The sequence below is a fragment of the Phenylobacterium kunshanense genome (genome assembly GCF_003254525.1).
GTDB lineage: Bacteria > Pseudomonadota > Alphaproteobacteria > Caulobacterales > Caulobacteraceae > Phenylobacterium > Phenylobacterium kunshanense.
In genome coordinates, this window is sequence record NZ_QFYS01000008.1 from 160879 (window position 1) to 177188 (window position 16310).

At 71.4% G+C, this 16310-nt stretch carries 16 protein-coding genes and 2 pseudogenes; 13 read left to right on the forward strand and 5 right to left on the reverse strand.

Features of this window, described 5'->3' with window-relative positions; translation table 11 throughout:
- Positions 1-204 precede the first annotated feature (204 nt).
- The 6 genes from DJ019_RS16950 (at position 205) to DJ019_RS16975 (ending at position 6140) form a co-directional block, all read left to right on the forward strand.
- Complete coding sequence (locus tag DJ019_RS16950; RefSeq protein ID WP_111277249.1) at positions 205-1245, forward strand: hypothetical protein; 1041 nt, start codon at positions 205-207, stop codon at positions 1243-1245.
- Between the two features lie 24 nt (positions 1246-1269).
- Positions 1270-1485: a hypothetical protein gene (locus DJ019_RS16955; protein WP_111277250.1), complete on the forward strand. Its 216-nt coding sequence runs from the start codon at positions 1270-1272 to the stop codon at positions 1483-1485.
- Positions 1486-1704: 219 nt separating this feature from the next.
- Entirely contained in the window at positions 1705-3225 is a 1521-nt protein-coding gene (hisS, locus tag DJ019_RS16960; protein WP_420849886.1) for a histidine--tRNA ligase, read from the forward strand.
- Positions 3225-4355, forward strand: a complete 1131-nt coding sequence (locus DJ019_RS16965) for an ATP phosphoribosyltransferase regulatory subunit (protein ID WP_111277252.1) — start codon at positions 3225-3227, stop codon at positions 4353-4355. The genes hisS and DJ019_RS16965 overlap by 1 nt, the downstream gene beginning before the upstream one ends.
- The gene (gene hisG / locus DJ019_RS16970; RefSeq protein ID WP_111277253.1) at positions 4352-5320 is read left to right on the forward strand and encodes an ATP phosphoribosyltransferase; all 969 of its coding nucleotides are present in this window, start codon (positions 4352-4354) and stop codon (positions 5318-5320) included. The genes DJ019_RS16965 and hisG overlap by 4 nt, the downstream gene beginning before the upstream one ends.
- A 346-nt stretch (positions 5321-5666) precedes the next feature.
- Positions 5667-6140 (forward strand): GFA family protein, encoded by a 474-nt coding sequence (locus DJ019_RS16975; protein WP_111277254.1) that lies wholly within the window; start codon positions 5667-5669, stop codon positions 6138-6140.
- Between the two features lie 3 nt (positions 6141-6143).
- On the opposite strand, the gene dut is transcribed toward DJ019_RS16975, so the two are convergent.
- A complete protein-coding gene (gene dut / locus DJ019_RS16980; RefSeq protein ID WP_111277255.1) occupies positions 6144-6602 on the reverse strand; it encodes a dUTP diphosphatase in 459 nt (152 codons plus the stop codon).
- Positions 6599-7789 (reverse strand): bifunctional phosphopantothenoylcysteine decarboxylase/phosphopantothenate--cysteine ligase CoaBC, encoded by a 1191-nt coding sequence (gene coaBC, locus DJ019_RS16985; RefSeq protein ID WP_111277256.1) that lies wholly within the window; start codon positions 7787-7789, stop codon positions 6599-6601. The genes dut and coaBC overlap by 4 nt, the downstream gene beginning before the upstream one ends.
- A gap of 114 nt (positions 7790-7903) precedes the next feature.
- Between coaBC and DJ019_RS16990 the strand changes: the two genes are divergently transcribed.
- The gene (locus DJ019_RS16990; protein WP_111277257.1) at positions 7904-8455 is read left to right on the forward strand and encodes a hypothetical protein; all 552 of its coding nucleotides are present in this window, start codon (positions 7904-7906) and stop codon (positions 8453-8455) included.
- A gap of 15 nt (positions 8456-8470) precedes the next feature.
- Here DJ019_RS16990 and DJ019_RS16995 read toward each other — a convergent pair whose 3' ends face one another.
- On the reverse strand, positions 8471-9835 hold the full coding sequence (locus tag DJ019_RS16995) for a deoxyribodipyrimidine photo-lyase (RefSeq protein WP_205854194.1): 1365 nt from the start codon (positions 9833-9835) through the stop codon (positions 8471-8473).
- A 126-nt stretch (positions 9836-9961) separates the two neighbouring features.
- Between DJ019_RS16995 and DJ019_RS17000 the strand changes: the two genes are divergently transcribed.
- The 5 genes from DJ019_RS17000 to DJ019_RS17020 are packed head-to-tail and all read left to right on the forward strand — an operon-like array spanning position 9962 to position 14306.
- Positions 9962-10234 carry a hypothetical protein gene (locus tag DJ019_RS17000; RefSeq protein ID WP_111277258.1) on the forward strand — a complete coding sequence of 91 codons (273 nt, stop codon included), beginning with the start codon at positions 9962-9964 and terminating at the stop codon, positions 10232-10234.
- A gap of 12 nt (positions 10235-10246) precedes the next feature.
- Positions 10247-12067 carry a glutamine--fructose-6-phosphate transaminase (isomerizing) gene (gene glmS, locus DJ019_RS17005; protein ID WP_111277259.1) on the forward strand — a complete coding sequence of 607 codons (1821 nt, stop codon included), beginning with the start codon at positions 10247-10249 and terminating at the stop codon, positions 12065-12067.
- 42 nt (positions 12068-12109) lie between these two features.
- On the forward strand, positions 12110-12655 hold the full coding sequence (gene moaB / locus DJ019_RS17010) for a molybdenum cofactor biosynthesis protein B (RefSeq protein ID WP_111277260.1): 546 nt from the start codon (positions 12110-12112) through the stop codon (positions 12653-12655).
- Positions 12652-13122, forward strand: a complete 471-nt coding sequence (moaC, locus tag DJ019_RS17015) for a cyclic pyranopterin monophosphate synthase MoaC (RefSeq protein WP_111277261.1) — start codon at positions 12652-12654, stop codon at positions 13120-13122. The genes moaB and moaC overlap by 4 nt, the downstream gene beginning before the upstream one ends.
- Positions 13119-14306 (forward strand): molybdopterin-binding protein, encoded by a 1188-nt coding sequence (locus DJ019_RS17020; protein ID WP_133255325.1) that lies wholly within the window; start codon positions 13119-13121, stop codon positions 14304-14306. Before moaC ends, DJ019_RS17020 begins: the two co-directional genes overlap by 4 nt.
- A gap of 23 nt (positions 14307-14329) precedes the next feature.
- Here the strand turns inward: DJ019_RS17020 and DJ019_RS21440 are convergent.
- A pseudogene (locus DJ019_RS21440) lies at positions 14330-15277 on the reverse strand (XdhC family protein); the annotation flags it as partial.
- Between the two features lie 45 nt (positions 15278-15322).
- On the opposite strand from DJ019_RS21440, the gene DJ019_RS17030 reads away from it, so the two are divergent.
- Entirely contained in the window at positions 15323-16189 is an 867-nt protein-coding gene (locus tag DJ019_RS17030) for a bifunctional regulator KidO (protein ID WP_111277263.1), read from the forward strand.
- On the opposite strand, the pseudogene DJ019_RS17035 reads toward DJ019_RS17030, so the two are convergent.
- Positions 16186-16310: pseudogene (locus tag DJ019_RS17035) on the reverse strand (IS5/IS1182 family transposase); the annotation flags it as partial. The gene DJ019_RS17030 and the pseudogene DJ019_RS17035 overlap by 4 nt on opposite strands.

The following is a 16310-nucleotide window of genomic DNA, read 5'->3' on the forward strand; positions in this document are numbered from 1 at the left end:
ATGCGGCCATCGGCTGTGTTGAGGCCCCCCATCCGGTCAGATTGCGGAAAACTGCGACATCCCGACCCGGCGCAGCACCCCAATGTGGGTAGGCAGGAGCGTGACGAACGTCACGCGCTCCAAAGGCCCCACCGCGCAATCCTCTCCTCCGTTCGGCGCGCTGACGCAGGGGTGTCCAGATCGCGCCGCGCGACGGAGGTCCAAATGCAGCTCGATTCAGTCCGGGCCCTGAAGGCCCAGCTCACCAGTCAGATCGTCGAACCCACCGTGACTGCGGCGCTCACGGAAGGACGCTTTGGCGTCCGGTCCCACTCCGCCCGAAAGGCCCTCGGGCCAGTGCGCGCCATGGCCCTCGGCATCGCTCGCCGCGGCAAGGACTACCAGCTCGCCGTGCGCCTCCAGCGCCGGTCCCTTGAGGAGGACGAGCGTATGATCCGGGCGATCTCGGAAGAGGCGCGGGGAGAGGTGGATGTACGCTACGTTGGACGCCTCTTCGCCCTGGATCGCGCGCCTCGCCGCGGCCGGGCTGGCGTCCCGGTGGCGGCGGCCGCGCCATGGCATCGACAGGAGCAGCGTCCCCTGCTGATCGGCTCGTCGATCGCTCACTACCGGGTCACGGCCGGCACGCTCGGCGCCTTTGTGCGGCGGCGTGCTGACGGACAGCTCGCGATCCTCAGCAACAACCACGTACTGGCCAACGAGAACGCGGCCAGGATCGGCGATCCCATCCTCCAACCAGGCCCCTACGACGGCGGAACCTCAGCCGATCAGGCGGGCGCGCTGCTCGATTTCGTGCGCCTCCGCCGGGGCGTCGCCAATTTTGTGGACGCGGCGATCTCCAGCATGGACGGGAGCATTGGATGGAATGCTTCCCAGCTCACGGGCCTGGGCACGCTTGGCGGACTGCGCCAGGATCCGCTCGACGCGGGCGACCGGGTCGCGAAGGTCGGGCGAACCACCGGCGTCACCTGGGGAACCGTCACCGCAGTCGAGCTGGACGGCGTGGTCGTCGGCTATGACTCCGGCAACCTATCCTTCGACAACCAGATCGAGATCGAGGGCGCCGGCCCCCGCGCGTTCAGCGCTGGCGGCGACAGCGGTTCGGTCATCGTCGATGCGGATATGAGAGCCTGCGCGCTGCTTTTCGCTGGCGGCGATGTCGGCGGCAGCAACGGCAAGGGTCTGACCTACGCCAATCCGATCGGCCGGGTGATGGACGACCTTGCCGTGTCGCTGGCGGTCTAGCGCGCCCTGGCCTAGGCTCTCGGCATGGCTTCGATCGAAGACGCCCGCCGCGTCAAGGCCCGGGTGAAGACGACTTTCGGAAGCGAAGTGCCGATCGTCGGCGTCGGCCTCACCAAGGTCGGCGCCGAGCCCGCGGTGAAGGTGAACCTGGGCGCTCCCTTCGAGGGTCTGCCCGAACGGCTCGAAGGCGTGTCCATCGTCTATGAGGTTGTCGGCCCCATCAGCAAGCGGTCGTCCTGACGGGCCGGGCCCGCCAGCCCCGTGACTCGCCCCCGAAGTTCCGCTATCAGCCGGACCGTCATGACGCGGCGTTCGCACCATCACGGCCATCACCATCCGACCCTCGCGGGATCGGGCGGGATGCGCGTGGTCTGACGCGAGCCCACCGAGCCCCGCACAAGCGGACGGGGCTCGAACCTTCAGCTTCGTCCGTCGCCTCAAGCTTTCGAGAGACGACCGATGAGCCTTCCTTCCTCCAATTCCTTGAGTGACGCCGCGCCAGCCGGTAAGCGCCCCGCCATGAGCGAGCGCCCAGAAGCCCGAAGCCCCCGTGGATTCATCGACCGCCGCGGCCGCGACGTCGTCGCCGAGCGATCCATCCTGGCCGCCGTGTCCAAGGTCTATGAGGCCTGGGGCTTTGAGCCTCTGGAGACGGGAGCGTTCGAATACGCCGACGCCCTGGGCAAGTTCCTGCCCGACGCCGACCGGCCGAACGAGGGCGTCTTCGCCCTGCAGGACGACGACGATCAGTGGATGGCGCTGCGCTACGACCTGACTGCGCCGCTGGCCCGGTTCGCCGCCCAGAACTGGGAGACCCTGCCCAAGCCCTTCCGCCGCTACGCCTTCGGGCCGGTCTGGCGGAACGAGAAGCCGGGCCCCGGCCGCTTCCGCGAGTTCGTCCAGTGCGACGCCGACACCGTGGGCTCCGCGCGCCCCGAGGCCGACGCCGAGATCATCGCCATGTCGGTCGAGGGCCTGGAGGCCGCCGGTCTTCCCGCCGGCTCGGCGGTCATCAAGATCAACAACCGCAAGCTCCTGAACGGCCTGATGAGCGCCATCGGCGTCACCAGCGAGGCCCAGAAACTCACCATCCTGCGGGCGGTCGACAAGCTGGACCGCCTGGGTCCCGACGGCGTGCGCCTGCTGCTGGGCGAGGGCCGCAAGGACGAGAGCGGCGACTTCACCAAGGGCGCTGGCCTGAACCCCGCCGCCGCCGAGCGGGTCCTGGCGTTCACCGCCGCGGGCGTGGGCGGACGGTCCGAAACGCTGGCGAAGCTGGCGGACGTGGTCGGCGGCTCCGCGGAGGGCGACGAAGGGCTCAACGAACTCGCCGCCATCGACGTGGCGCTGCGCGGCCTGGGCGTCGGGACGGACCGGGCGGCCTTCGATCCCTCGGTGGTCCGGGGCCTGGAATACTACACCGGCGCCGTCTTCGAGGCCGAGCTGCTGCTCTCGACGCTGGACGAGAAGGGCCAGCCCATGCGCTTCGGCTCGATCGGCGGGGGCGGCCGGTACGACGACCTCGTGGCCCGCTTCACCGGCGAGCGCACGCCGGCCACCGGCTTCTCCTTCGGCGTCTCGCGCCTGGCCGCCGCCCTGCGCGCGGCGGGCAGGGGCCGGGCCACGACGGCCCGCGGCCCCGTGGTGGTCATCGCCTTCTCCCAGGAGCGGATGGCCGACTACTTCGCCATCGCCCGCGAGATCCGCGAGGCCGGCATCCCGGCGGAGGTCTATCTCGGCTCGTCCGGCATGAAGGCGCAGATGAAGTACGCCGACCGGCGTCTCTCGCCCGCCGCCGTCATCGTCGGCGACGATGAGCTGGCGGCAGGAACCGTCACCGTGAAGGACCTCGATCTCGGCCGCGAGCTGGCCTCCAAGGTCACCGACAACGCCCAGTGGCGCGGCGAACGGCCCGGCCAACAGACGATCCCGCGCGGCGAGCTCGCCTCTGCCCTCCGCCGCATCCTGGACGCCGGCTGATGCGCGTCGAGCCCACCGTCCCCGCCGAGGTGCTCGCCGCCGTCCGGGCGCCCCTCGAGAGCGCCGGCGCCGAGCGCGCCGACGCGCCGCTGCTGCAACCGCTGAACCTGCTGCTGGACCTCGCCGGCGAGGCCATGCGCGCCCGCTTGTTCGTGGTCCAGGCCGAGGGCGGCGCCGAGAGCTGCCTGCGCCCGGACTTCACCGTGGCCATAGCCCGCCAGCACATCGAAGGCGGCCGCGCGGCCGGGCTCTACTGGTACGAGGGCGCGGCGTTCCGCTCGGCAGCCGGTTCGGACCGGCCCGAGGAGTTCGTCCAGATCGGCCTGGAGATGTTCTCGCCCGGCGGCGGAGCCGTGGAGCAGGCCGACGCCGAGATCGCGGGCCTGGCATGGCGGTCGGCCGTCGCCGGCGGGCGGGACGACCTGTCCCTGGCCCTGGGCGACGTGGCGCTGTTCGGCGCCTTCGTGGACTCCCTGGGCCTCGCCGAAGGCCTCGCGGCGCGCCTGCGCCGGGTGGCCGGTCGCCCGCGCCTCCTGTGGGCCGAACTGGCCCGGACGAGCTCGCCCACCGACGCCACGGGCGGCACGCTGGCCGGCCTGCTCTCCGGACTGGACCAGGCCCAGGCCGCGGCCCTGCTGGAGGAGGTCTGGGCCCTGGCCGGCGTCGAGCCGGTGGGCGGACGCGGCCCGGCCGAGATCGCGGCCCGGCTGGTGCGCAAGGCTGAGGCGACGAATGCGCCGGCGCTCACCGAGGCGCAGGCGGAGGCGATCCGCGGCTTCATGGCCATCGACGACACGCCGGCCTACGCCTTCGCCCGCATGCGCGAGCTTGCGGGCCCGAACGATGCGGCGCTGAAGGCCGCCCTGGCTGGCTGGGAGACGCGTCTCCTCGAACTGTCCCGGGCCGCGCCCGCCGACCGAACGCGCTTCACGCCGGCCCTTGGGCACGCCTTCGACTACTACGATGGGATTACCTTCGAGGTCCGCTCGGCGGCGCTGGGGACAGAGCGCCCCGTGGCCGTCGGCGGACGCTACGACGGGCTGCTGGCGAGGCTCGGCGGACCGGCCGACGCGCGGGCGGTCGGCTGCATGGTGCGTCCGTGGCGCGCCTGGACGGGAGGCGAAGCATGAGCGGACTCGTCATCGCCATCCCCTCCAAGGGACGGCTGAAGGAACAGGTGGAGGGCTGGCTCGCGGACAGCGGGCTCAAGCTCGAGATCAGCGGTGGGGCGCGGGGCTACATGGCGGCGCTGAAGGGCCTGCCCGGCGCCCAGGTGCGCCTGCTGTCCGCCTCGGACATCGCCGACGCGCTCGACGCGGGCGAGGTCCACCTGGGCGTGACCGGCGAGGATCTGCTGCGCGAGCGGGGCGAGGACATGGAGTCGCGCGTCCTGCTCCTGCGGGCGCTCGGCTTCGGCCGCGCCGATCTCGTCACCGCGGTGCCGAAGAGCTGGCTCGACGTGGAGTCCATGGCCGACCTGGAAGAGGTGGCGCACGACTACCTCGCCCGCACCGGGCGGCGGATGCGCGTGGCGACCAAGTACCTGACCCAGACCCGGTCGTTCTTCGCGCGCCACGGCCTTGCGGACTACCGCATCACCGAATCCGGCGGCGCCACCGAAGGCGCCCCGGCCGCCGGAACGGCCGAGATCGTCGTCGACATCACCACCACCGGCGCGACCCTGGTGGCCAACGGGCTGAAGGTGCTGGCCGACGGCGTGATGCTGAAGAGCCAGGCGCAGCTTGCCGCCAGCCTTCGCGCGGACTGGGACGCCGAAGCCCTTGCCTCGGCCGAACGGCTGCTGCGCATCGTCGAGGCGCGGGCCGCGGCCCTGCGCAGCGCCACCCTGGCCTGGCCGGCGCGTGGCGACGCGGACGAGGACGCCGTGGTCTCCCGCCTGACCGCGGCGGGGGCGACCCGCCGGCCTAACGGGCTGCTGGTCGATTCGGCCCAGATCGCCGACGCGTCGCTGGCGCTCACCGCCGCCGGCCTGGGCCCCGTTACGGTTTCCCGGCCGGACTTCGTCTTTGACGTGAGCTGCACACCCTTCAACACGCTGAAGTCGAGAGCATTTGACGCTTCTGTCAAAACTTAACGAGAAATTTCCTTTGCTCTCGAAAATCTGAACGTCACATGCCTGAAACACTCTGAACGCCCGTTGACTCGGGCAGGAAATTGCCGTTCTGTCATCTGGCGAGAGACATGAAGGCGCTAGTCCTGAAGTCTCCGGCGTTTCGGGGAGGAAACGCCCGCTCAATCAGAGCGACTGCTCAAGACGGCCCGCAGCGAATATCCCCCGCTGCGGGCCGAATCTTTTTCCGGACAGCCCTTCTTTTGACGAATGAGTCAAAAATGGCGCCTCGCCAATCGGCTGTTCACCGCTCACTTGCAACCGCCAGCTCCACCGCCGATATCGCCATGACGAGTCGGGGAGCGGCGCGATGATGACGGTTCGGTTGCCGCAACTGGGCGGGTGCGTGTGCGGCCGGGTCCGCTACCGGCTGACCGCCGCGCCCTTGCTCGCCTACGCCTGCCACTGCCACGACTGCCAGAAGCGCTCCGGCTCGGCTTTCGGCCTCACCGTCGTGGTGCGGTCCGCCGACGTCCTGTTCAAGGGCGAGATGGATCTCGTCCGGCTGCCGACGCCGTCGGGGCGCAACGTCGAGCAGAACCTCTGCCCGACCTGCCGCTGCCGGATCTACGCCCAGGCAGCCGAAGCGCGCGACTTCCTGAGCCTCCGGGCCGGCAGCCTCGATCAGACCGATTGGGTCATCCCGGTCGTCCAGACCTGGACCCAGAGCGCCCTGCCCTGGGCGCTCATTCCAGGTGTCCGCCACCTGCCCCAGGAAGAGTTCGACTTCGTCGCCCTGGGTCGCGAGTGGCAGGCCTGGGCGCCGAAGTTCGTGACCGACTGAGCCTCAGCTCGCGCCGGTCGAGCCGAAGCCGCCTGCGCCGCGAACGGTCTCTTCCAGGCTTTCCACCTCAGTCCAGCGCGCCTGGACCACCGGCGCCACCACGAGTTGGGCGATGCGGTCGCCTCGGCGGACGGTGAAGTCCTCCTCGCCCAGGTTCGCCAGGATCACCTTCACCTCGCCGCGATAGTCCGCGTCGACGGTGCCGGGGGTGTTCAGGCAGGTAATCCCCGACTTGAGCGCCAGGCCCGACCGCGGCCGCACCTGGGCCTCGAACCCCTCCGGCAGGGCGAAGGCGAAGCCGGTCGGGATCGCGTGGCGCGCGCCCGGCCGCAGCACGAACGGTTCGTCCTCGGGCACCGCGGCCCGCAGGTCCATCCCCGCCGCCTGCGCCGTCTCGTAGGCCGGCAGGGGCAGGTCCGCGGCGTGAGGCAGGCGCTGGATCGGGACGACGGGGGCGGTCACTTCGAAAGCTCCTCGGCCATGCGCTCGGCCAGCCGGCGGGCGACCTCGCCCTTTGGCAGGCGATCCCATCGCTCGATTCCGCCGCCCGTGACGATGGCGATGGCGTTGTCGTCCCCGCCCATCGTGCCCGCGATGCTGACATCGTTGGCGACGATCCAGTCGCAGCCCTTCCTGGCCAGCTTGGCCTGGGCGTGCTGCTCGACGTCGTTGGTCTCGGCCGCGAAGCCCACAACCAGCCTTGGCCGCCGGTCGGACTTCGACAGGGTGGCCAGGATGTCGGGGTTCTCCACCAGGCGGATCGGTGGCGGGCCCTCCGGTCCCTTCTTGATCTTGCGGTCGCCCTCCGCCTCGGGCCGCCAGTCGGCCACGGCCGCTACGCAGACGGCGACATCGGCCGGCAGCGCCGCCTCGCAGGCCGCCAGCATCTGCCGCGCGGTTTCAACCTCGACCCGCTTCACCCCCGACGGCGCCGGGAGGGCCGTGGGGCCGCTCACCAGCGTGACCTCCGCGCCCAGGGCCGCGAGCGCCGCCGCGATGGCATAGCCCTGCTTGCCTGACGAGCGGTTGGTGATCAGCCGGACCGGATCGATCGGCTCGGCGGTCGGTCCCGCCGTGACGATCGCGCGCCGTCCTGCAAGGGGCCGCGCGCCGCCGAGGGCCTCCAGGACCGCGTCCAGGATCGCCGCCGGCTCCGCCATCCGCCCCGGTCCGTATTCCCCGCAGGCCATGGCGCCCTCGTCAGGCCCAACGAACCGGATCCCGTCGGCCTTGAGCTGGGCCAGGTTTCGCTGGGTCGCGGGATGCTCCCACATCCGCACGTTCATCGCCGGCGCCATCAGCACCGGCTTGTCGGTCGCCAGCAGGGCCGTGGAGGCCAGGTCCCCCGCCAGCCCGTTCGCCGCCTTGGCCATCAGGTCGGCCGTCGCCGGCGCCACCACGACCAGGTCCGCCGACCGGGACAGCTCGATGTGGCCCATCTCGGCCTCGTCGGTCAGGCTGAAGAGCTCGGAATAGACCTTGTCCTCGGCCAGCGCCGACAGGCTGAGCGGCGTCACGAACTGAGCTCCGGCCGCGGTCAGGATCGGCCGCACGCCGACGCCTGCCTTGCGCAGGAGCCGCGTCAGCTCCAGCGCCTTGTAGGCCGCGATACCGCCGCCGACGATGAAGAGAACCCGCTTATCGGCCACGCCAATGCCCCGACCTGAAGAGGGCTCCGATTTAGGTCATCCGCGGGGACTCGACAAACCCGGCCGGATATGTTCCGTCTTTGTTCCAACTCAACCATAGGACGGAGTTTGAGGATGGCTGGAACCAGGATTGTGCTGCTGCTGGCTGCGGCGGCCCTGGCCGTCACCGCGTGCGACAATGGCCCCTCCGCGGTGGCGCCGACGCAGGCGGCCGGAACCCAGATGGCCGAGACCGCGCCCACGGGCGAGACGACGGACGCCACGGCGCGCGAACGCTCGCAGACCGACCGCCGGGATGATCCGGTGAAGCTGGTCGACGGCAAGCCGATGTGGTCCGCCAGCCGCCGCTTCTCGGCCGAGGAGAACGCCCAGCGTGCTTTCGCCCGCAATGGCGAGGCGTTCGGGGCCGACACGGTCGACGTGTTCGTGAGGAAGGCTCACGCCTTCGTCGACAATCCGCCCAAGGGCACGCTCACCCTCACCCGCGCCAACGGCGATCGGCTGCTCTACGACCCCAAGGGCAATGTCTTCGCCGTGGCCAGCAAGGCGGGCGCGCCCCGGACCATGTTCAAGCCTGACGAGGGCATGGCCTACTGGGAGGAACAGAAGGCCCGCGAGGCCCGCCGCCAGGCCAACCGCCGCTCCCGCGACGACGACGAGGCCTAATTCCGCGCGGGCTGGTCAGGCCTCCCGGGATTCGAGGTAGGCCACCCCGCGGACATAGGCGTCGGCGTCGAACTTCTTGAAGGTGTTGGGGCCCATCGAGCGGACCGTGCCGAACACCGGCTGCGGGCCCCATGGCCGGTCGTGCAGGCCGAAGATCCAGCCGACGTTGGTGAACGAGTTCGGGTCGCGCCCGTCGAGGAACCAGCGGTTGTTGAGCGCCAGCAGGGTCTCGAACGCCTCCTCGGGGCTCGCCGACCAGTGCAGCACCTTCTTGCCCCAGTACATGCGCAGGTGGTTGTGCATGTAGCCCGTGGCCCGCATCTCGCGCATGGCCGCGTTCCAGTAGGGATCGTGCGTCGCCGCCGCCTCGAACTGCTCGCGCGTGTAGAGGTGCGGGCGCGGGTCGCCCGCATGGTCGGCCAGGGTCTTCCGCGCCCACTCGGGCAGCACGCCGTAGCTGTCGTACGCCGGGGCGTGGAAGCAGTGGTTCATCGCCAGTTCGCGCCGGACGATCAGCTCCTCCAGGTAGCTCGCGCGGCTGTCGCCCTCGCCCCGCTGGCGCACCGCCAGGGCGATCTCCACCGGCGAGATCTGGCCGAAATGCAGGTAGGGGCTCATCAGCGAGGCGGCCCGCGCCTCGGGCTTGCCCCGCTCGGCGCCGTAGCGGCGCAGGCCGTCGCCGAGGAAGGCGGCGAGCTGGGCCCGCGCCGCGCCCTCTCCGGCGGGAAAGCGCTTCACCACGCCGACCGCATGATCGATCTTCAACCCGGCCAACACGCGCGGGACGTCGTCCAGGTCGATGTCTCCCGCGATCAGCAACCCATCTGCGCGACACCGCACGGCCCGGGGCTCCAGCGGCTCCATGAACTCGTCCATGACCCGCTGGATGCGGGGGCGGATCGTTCGCGCCGCGTATTCGTGCTTGTCCGAGGCCCGCTCGATGGGCACGACCACGTCGCCTTCCACCTGGACGAGGCGCCGGTCCAGCCCCTCCGCCAGCTTCGCCCGCCAGGTCCGCTGGATCTTCAGGTAGCCGCGGTCGCAGACCACCAGCGCCGCGTCCGTCGCCAGCGCCCGCGCCAGCTCGTGCGGCGGCTGCTTGCGGATCACGAACCCGATCCCGCGCTCGGCCAGCCGGTCCCGCACCTCGGCCAGGCCCTGCAGCATGAAGCCGTAGTGCCGCGCGTTCGCCTCCGGGAAGGCCGTCAGCCCGAAACAGACCAGCACCGGCAGATCGAGCGCGTTGGCCTCCTCGACCGCGTACTCCAGCGCCGGATTGAACGCCGCCCGCTGCGACTGCTGCATCCAGTAGAGCACGTATTTCGCCGGGGTCTTCGGCGGCGCGTCGACGAGGATCTTGAGGCGGGCGGACTGGATCACGGACGGTCCCCGGAGAGGCTCGGCCCGAGATAGTCACAAGCATCGCCATTCGCGAGCAGGAAGCGCTTGCCCGAATTCGGGCACGGGCGTTGTCTAGCGGGCATGGCAGAGGCAAATCCCCCCGCGATGTCGGATGCGGGCGACCTGGACGATCTCGTGGCCTATGTGGCCCGGTCCAACGCCCTCGATCCGTCGCAGGCCAGTCGGATCGTCGATGACGTGCTCAGCTATCTCGCGGAACAGCCGGAGGATTTCGTCCGCCGCCGCCACGCCGCGCTGCTCAGGCTGGGCCGGCGCAACGACGAGATCTACGCCCGCATCGCGGACGAGCTCACCCGCCGGCGCTTTCCCGCGCCGCCCTACAGCCTGCGGCAGATCCGGCGGATCATCTACGGCTGAGGACCAAGGCTGATGTGCGGAATCGTGGGTTACGTGGGCGACCGGCAGGCCCTGCCGCTGCTGCTGGAGGGCCTGCGCCGGCTCGAGTACCGGGGCTATGACAGCGCCGGTGTGGCGGTGATCGTCGACGGTGCTCTCGCGGTCGCCAAGCGCAAGGGCAAGGTGCGCGAGCTGGAGGGCGTGCTGCCGGCGTCCGGCCTGTCTGGCGTGGTCGGCATCGCCCACACCCGCTGGGCCACCCACGGCGAGCCCAGCGACGCCAACGCCCACCCCCACACCGACGCCACCGGTCGGATCGGCGTGGTCCACAACGGCATCATCGAGAACGCCGCCGAGCTGCGCCGCCGCCTCGCCGCCGACGGCGTCGTCTTCCGTTCCGAGACCGACACCGAGGTCTTGGCCCACCTGATCGCCCGCCGCCCCGAGAACAGCCTCGTCGAGGCCGTCCGCGCCGCGCTCGGCCAGGTGAAGGGCGCCTATGGGATCGCGGTGATCGACGCCGCCCGGCCCGAGGCCATCATCGCCGCCCGCAACGGCGGACCTGTCGTGGTCGGCGTCGGCGACGGCGAGATGTTCGTGGCCTCCGACGCCTCGGCCCTCATGGGCCACGCCCGCCACGTCGCGCACCTGGACGACGGCGAGATCGCCGAGGTCCGCGCCGACGGCTTCTCGGTCCTGACCCTGGAGGGCGCCGAGACCACCAAGGCCACCCAGGCCCTGGAAGGCGAGGTTTCCGGCTTCGACAAGGGCGACCACAGCCACTTCATGCAGAAGGAGATCGCCGAGCAGCCCGAGGCCGTGCGGCGCACCCTCCTGGGCCGCCTCGACCACCGCTTCAACACCGCACACCTCGGCGGCATCGAGCTGGCGGCGCGCGAGATGCTCGACATCCGGCGGGTGAAGATCCTGGGCTGCGGCTCGGCCTACTACGCCGGGACTCTTGGGGCGCACCTGATCGAGACCCTGGCCCGCATCCCCGCCCACGCCGAGCCCGCCTCGGAGTTCCGCTACCGCAATCCGGTCATCGAGCAGGACACGCTCTACATCGCCGTCAGCCAGTCGGGGGAGACCTTCGACACCCTGGCCGCCATCCAAGAGGTGAAGCGCAAGGGCGGCCGGGTGCTGGGAGTCATCAACGCCGTCGGCTCCACCATCGCCCGCGAGTGCGGCCGGGGGGTCTACCTGCACGCCGGGCCGGAGGTGGCGGTGGTCTCCACCAAGACCTGGACCTCCACCGCCGTCGCCTTCGCCCTGCTGGCGCTGCAGCTCGGCCGCGTGCGCGACCTGTCGGCCGCCCAGGGGGCGCGGCTGCTGGCGGCCCTCTCCGCCCTGCCCGACCAGATCGCTTCGATCGTGACCCGTGAGGCCGAGGTCGGGGCCCTGTCGGCCATCCTGGCCAAGGCCGACCACGCCTATTTCATCGGCCGCAGCGCCGGCTACGCCGTGGCGATGGAGGGCGCCCTGAAGCTGAAGGAGGTTTCGTACCTCCATGCCGAGGCCTATCCCGCTTCCGAGCTGAAGCACGGCCCGCTGGCGCTGATCTCGCCCGAGACCCCGACCCTGGCCATCGTGCCCGACGACGACCTGCTGGCGAAGAACCTCTCCACCATCGCCGAGGTGCGCACCCGCCACGGCCCGGTCCTGGCCGTCACTCACGAAGGCGTGCGGCTGGACGGCGTGGAGGCCGCGTTCGCGGTCCCGAAGAGCGAGCCGGAGCTGGATCCAATCCTGCTCAACATCCCCCTCCAGCTGCTGGCCTACCAGGTGGCCCGGGGCCTGGGCCGCGACATCGACCAGCCGCGGAACCTCGCGAAGTCGGTGACGGTGGAATAGCGCGACGCGTGCGCTAGAAAGGGGCGCGTAAGGAGTCCGCCCATGAATGCGCTCACCCCCGGTGGCAAGATCGACACCGCCAGGACGCTGAAGCCCGTCCGCGTCGCCGTCCTGACCATCTCCGACACCCGCGACGAGGAGAGCGACACCTCCGGCAATCTCCTGGCCAGCCGCGTCACGGACGCCGGCCACCAGCTGTTCGCGCGCGGCATCGTCAAGGACGACGTCGAGGAAATCCGGGCCCAGGTCCTGAAGTGGGTGGCCGACGGGGCAGAGGCCATCGTCACCACCGGCGGCACGGGCATCACCGGCCGCGACGTGACGCCCGAGGCGATCCGCCCGCTGTTCGACAAGGAGATCGACGGCTTCAGCGTGGTCTTCCACCTGGTCAGCTACCAGTCGGTGGGCCTCTCGACGCTCCAGTCGCGGGCCCTGGCGGGGATCGTGAAGGGCTGCTTCGTCTTCTGCCTTCCGGGCTCCAACGGCGCGGTGAAGGACGGCTGGGACAAGGTGATCTCGGCCCAGCTCGACAGCCGCCACGGCCCCTGCAACATGGTGGAGCTCATGCCCCGGCTGATGGAGTCGTGAGCCGCCTCACCCACATCGACGAGACCGGCCGCGCCCGCATGGTCGACGTCTCCGACAAGGCGGTGACCACCCGCGAGGCGGTGGCCGAGGGCTTCCTGCGCATGACCCCCGAGACCCTGGCCCTGGCCCTGTCCGGCGAGGGCAAGAAAGGTGACGTGCGCGCCGTGGCCGAGATCGCCGGCGTGATGGCCGCCAAGCGGACCTCCGACCTGATCCCGATGTGCCACCCGCTGCCGATCACCAAGGCGGAGGTGCGGGTCGAGCCGGCCGACGGCGGCCTCGCCGTCACCGCGCGGGTGAAGACCACCGGCCAGACCGGCGTCGAGATGGAGGCTCTCACCGCCGCCTCCGTCGCCTGCCTGACCCTCTACGACATGCTGAAGGCCGCCGAGAAGGGCATGGTCATCGAGACCGTCCGCCTCGTCTCCAAGACCGGCGGCAAGAGCGGGGACTGGACGGCGCCGTGAAACTCCTCCCCGTCGCAGAGGCCCGCGCGCGGATGCTGGCCGAGGTCGTGCCGTTGCCCTCCGAGCGCGTGGCCATCGCCGACAGCATCGGCCGCGTGCTGGCCCAGCCGGTCGTCGCCCGGCGTGACCAGCCGCCCTTCGCGGCCTCGGCCATGGACGGCTACGCGATCCGCCTCGCCGACGCGCCGGGCCGGCTGACCGTCGTCGGCGAGAGCGCCGCCGGGCATGGGTTCGAAGGCGTGGTCGCCCCGGGCCAGGCCGTCCGGATCTTCACCGGCGCCGCCGTGCCCGCGGGCGCCGACGCCGTGGTGATCCAGGAGGACGTCACCCGCGAGGGCGAGTTCGTGACCGTTCCGGCCGCGAAGCTCGGGCAGAACGTACGACCCGCGGGCGGCGACTTCACCGCCGGCCAGACCCTGCTCGACGCCGGCCTGCGTATCGATCCCTGGCGACTGTCGCTGGCCGCCGCGGCCGGCGCCGCCGACCTGCCCGTCGCCCGGCGCCCCCGCGTGGCGCTCTTCTCCACCGGCGAGGAGATCGTCGAGGCCCCGGCCGAGCCGGGCCCCTTCCAGATCTACGACTCCGGCTCCCGCACCCTCGCGGCCCTCGCCGGCGGCTGGGGCGCCGAGGTCAGCCGCGCCCGGCCAGTGCGGGACGACCTGGAGGCCACCGTCCAGGCCCTGCGCGCCGCCGAGGGCGACCTGGTCGTCACCATCGGCGGCGCGTCGGTGGGCGACCACGATCTTGTCCGTACGGCCGGCCAGGCGCTCGGCCTGCAACTGCGTGTGTCCAGCGTGGCCATCCGGCCCGGCAAGCCGACGTTCTTCGGCGTCCTGGCGGACGGCCGGCGGATGCTGGGCCTGCCGGGAAATCCCGCCTCGGCCCTCGTCTGCGCCGAACTCTTCCTTCGGCCGATCCTCGCGGCCTTCCAGGGCGCCGACCCGGCGCTTCCGATGCTGAGCGCGCGGGCCGAAGCGCCGCTCGCCGCCAATGGCCCCCGGGAGCACTGGATGCGCGCACAGGTCAGCTTCGGCGACGGCCTTACCGCCCGGGCCTACAAGGATCAGGACTCGTCGCTGGTCAGCGTCTTCGCCATGGCCAACGCGCTGCTGCGCCGCGCGCCCAACGCACCCGCCGTCGAGGCCGGCGGCTCTGTCGAGGTGCTGCTGCTGCCGCGGGCGTAGCGCAGGGCGGTGATCTCGCCGATCACCGACACCGCCACCTCGAAGGGCGCCTTGCCGCCGATGTCGAGGCCAATAGGCGCCCGCAGCCGCGCCAGCGCCGACGTCGCCATCCCGCCCGCCTCCAGTTCCGCGAGGCGGCCGGCCAGCCTGCGCCGCGCGCCCAGCAACCCGACGTAGCCGGCCTGCGACGGCAGGGCCACGGCCAGCGCCGCGCGGTCGGTGTCCAGGTCGTGGGTCGCCACCGCCACCGCGGTCCAGGGGTCGAGGCGGATCGCCGCCAGGGCCGCGCCGGGTTCGTCGCGCCGATAGGCCAGGCCGGGGACGGGGGGCGGCGTCTCGGGTCCCTTGGGTCGGACGAGGGTCGTCTCGAAGCCCGACCTGACGCCCAGTTCCGCGATCGCGAGGGCTGTCGGATCACCGCCCACGACGACCAGCCGATGCGGCGGCTCGTAGCGCTTCACCACCGTCGCCTCCGCCCAGGGGGAGACGTCCGGCCCGCAGGCGCGCGCCCGCCCGTCGCTCACCCATGTCACCGGCCGCCGCTCGGTTTCCGCCGCCAGCAGTTCGCCGAGGGCCGGGTCGTCCGCCGGAACCCGCTCCAGCACGATCTCGATCCGCGCGCCGCAGAGCAGCCGGATGTCCGGCCACGGACTGCCCTCGCCATAGACCAGGCGCCGCGGTTCTCCATCGCTTAGGCAGGCCCAGGCATGGCCGGCCACGTCGCCCTCCACGCAGCCGCCGGAAAAATAGCCGGCGACCACATCGGGCGCGAAGACCATCTGCGTGCCCTCGGGCCGGGGCCCCCCGCCCTCGACCGAGACGAGGGTGGCCAGGACCAGATGTCCGTCCGTCGCCCGGGCCTGGCGCAGGGCGGGACGCACGTCCTCCACGAGGCCGAACACGGGCCATTCGGGCAGCGGCGCGGGGCGGGCGGCGTCAATCAAGGTCGGATACGGCTCATTAGCTTTCATGCGACAAAATGGCGACTCACGCGGATTCCACCAAGCAAAGGCCGAATGACGTCTCCCCTCAGCAAGCTCGGCCTCGGCACTGCGCAGTTTGGTCTCGACCAGCCGCCAGGTCCACGCGGTCGTCCGCGTGAGGCCGAAGCGCGCGACATCCTGTCCATCGCCGGCCGCTCCGGCATGGGCGTGCTGGACGTCTCCCGGCACGGGGCCTCGGCCGACACCCTGCTGCGCGGCGCGCTGCCCCAGCCGAATCCGTTCCGCATCACCCTCACCTGTATTCGGCCCGACCGCGGGCCCGATGCGGTGGAGACCGAGCTCCGGGCCCAGATGCTGCGTCTGGGCGTCGAGCGGGTGCACGCCATCGTCGCGCCCTCGGCCACCGACCTGTTCACGCCGCATGGCCCGGCCATGTGGGATCGCCTCAAGTCGCTGAAGGACCAGGGCCTCTGCCGCCAGATCGGCGTCCCGGTCTATGCGTCGGACGATCCGGTCGGCGTCGCGCGGCGCTTCAAGCCCGACGTCGTCCAGGCGCCGGCCTCGCTGCTCGACCAGCGGCTGCTGATCGACGGCTCCCTCGCCACCCTGGCCGAGATGGGCGTCGAAGTGCATCTGCGCTCGATCTTCCTGAACGGCGTCCTGTTCCTGCCGCCCGACCGCGCGCCCAGCCATCTCAAGGCCGCCGCGGGCCGCATCTCCCGCGCGCGCCGCCTTATCGCGGAGGGGCGGTCCGACCCGCTGCAGGCCGCGCTCGGCTTCGCGCTCACCCGCCCGGAGGCTTCGGCCGTCCTCGTGGGCGTGACCTCGGCCGCCGAGATGAGCGCCGTTGTCGCCGCCGCCATGAGCCCGCCGCCGGACCTCGACTGGGACGAGATGGCCCTGGACGATCCCGAAGCCCTCAACTGGGCCGCGGCCTAGGGCGTGGACTCATAAGCCTGTAGCCAGAGGCGTGCTGATCCGAGGAGGACGGTGGCGAGGAAGTTCCTGGCTAGTTTGTCGAAGCGGGTGGCGATGCGTCGGAAGTGCTTGAGGCTGCAGA

What these genes read in the sequence shown, in the direction of transcription:
- DJ019_RS17030 (WP_111277263.1), top strand. Translation starts at nt 15,323, where the DNA reads ATGACGTCTCCCCTCAGCAAGCTCGGCCTCGGCACTGCGCAGTTTGGT.
- hisS (WP_420849886.1), top strand. Translation starts at nt 1,705, where the DNA reads ATGAGCCTTCCTTCCTCCAATTCCTTGAGTGACGCCGCGCCAGCCGGT.
- hisG (WP_111277253.1), top strand. Translation starts at nt 4,352, where the DNA reads ATGAGCGGACTCGTCATCGCCATCCCCTCCAAGGGACGGCTGAAGGAA.
- moaB (WP_111277260.1), top strand. Translation starts at nt 12,110, where the DNA reads ATGAATGCGCTCACCCCCGGTGGCAAGATCGACACCGCCAGGACGCTG.
- DJ019_RS16955 (WP_111277250.1), top strand. Translation starts at nt 1,270, where the DNA reads ATGGCTTCGATCGAAGACGCCCGCCGCGTCAAGGCCCGGGTGAAGACG.
- DJ019_RS16965 (WP_111277252.1), top strand. Translation starts at nt 3,225, where the DNA reads ATGCGCGTCGAGCCCACCGTCCCCGCCGAGGTGCTCGCCGCCGTCCGG.
- DJ019_RS16990 (WP_111277257.1), top strand. Translation starts at nt 7,904, where the DNA reads ATGGCTGGAACCAGGATTGTGCTGCTGCTGGCTGCGGCGGCCCTGGCC.
- DJ019_RS17000 (WP_111277258.1), top strand. Translation starts at nt 9,962, where the DNA reads ATGTCGGATGCGGGCGACCTGGACGATCTCGTGGCCTATGTGGCCCGG.
- glmS (WP_111277259.1), top strand. Translation starts at nt 10,247, where the DNA reads ATGTGCGGAATCGTGGGTTACGTGGGCGACCGGCAGGCCCTGCCGCTG.
- DJ019_RS16975 (WP_111277254.1), top strand. Translation starts at nt 5,667, where the DNA reads ATGATGACGGTTCGGTTGCCGCAACTGGGCGGGTGCGTGTGCGGCCGG.
- DJ019_RS16950 (WP_111277249.1), top strand. Translation starts at nt 205, where the DNA reads ATGCAGCTCGATTCAGTCCGGGCCCTGAAGGCCCAGCTCACCAGTCAG.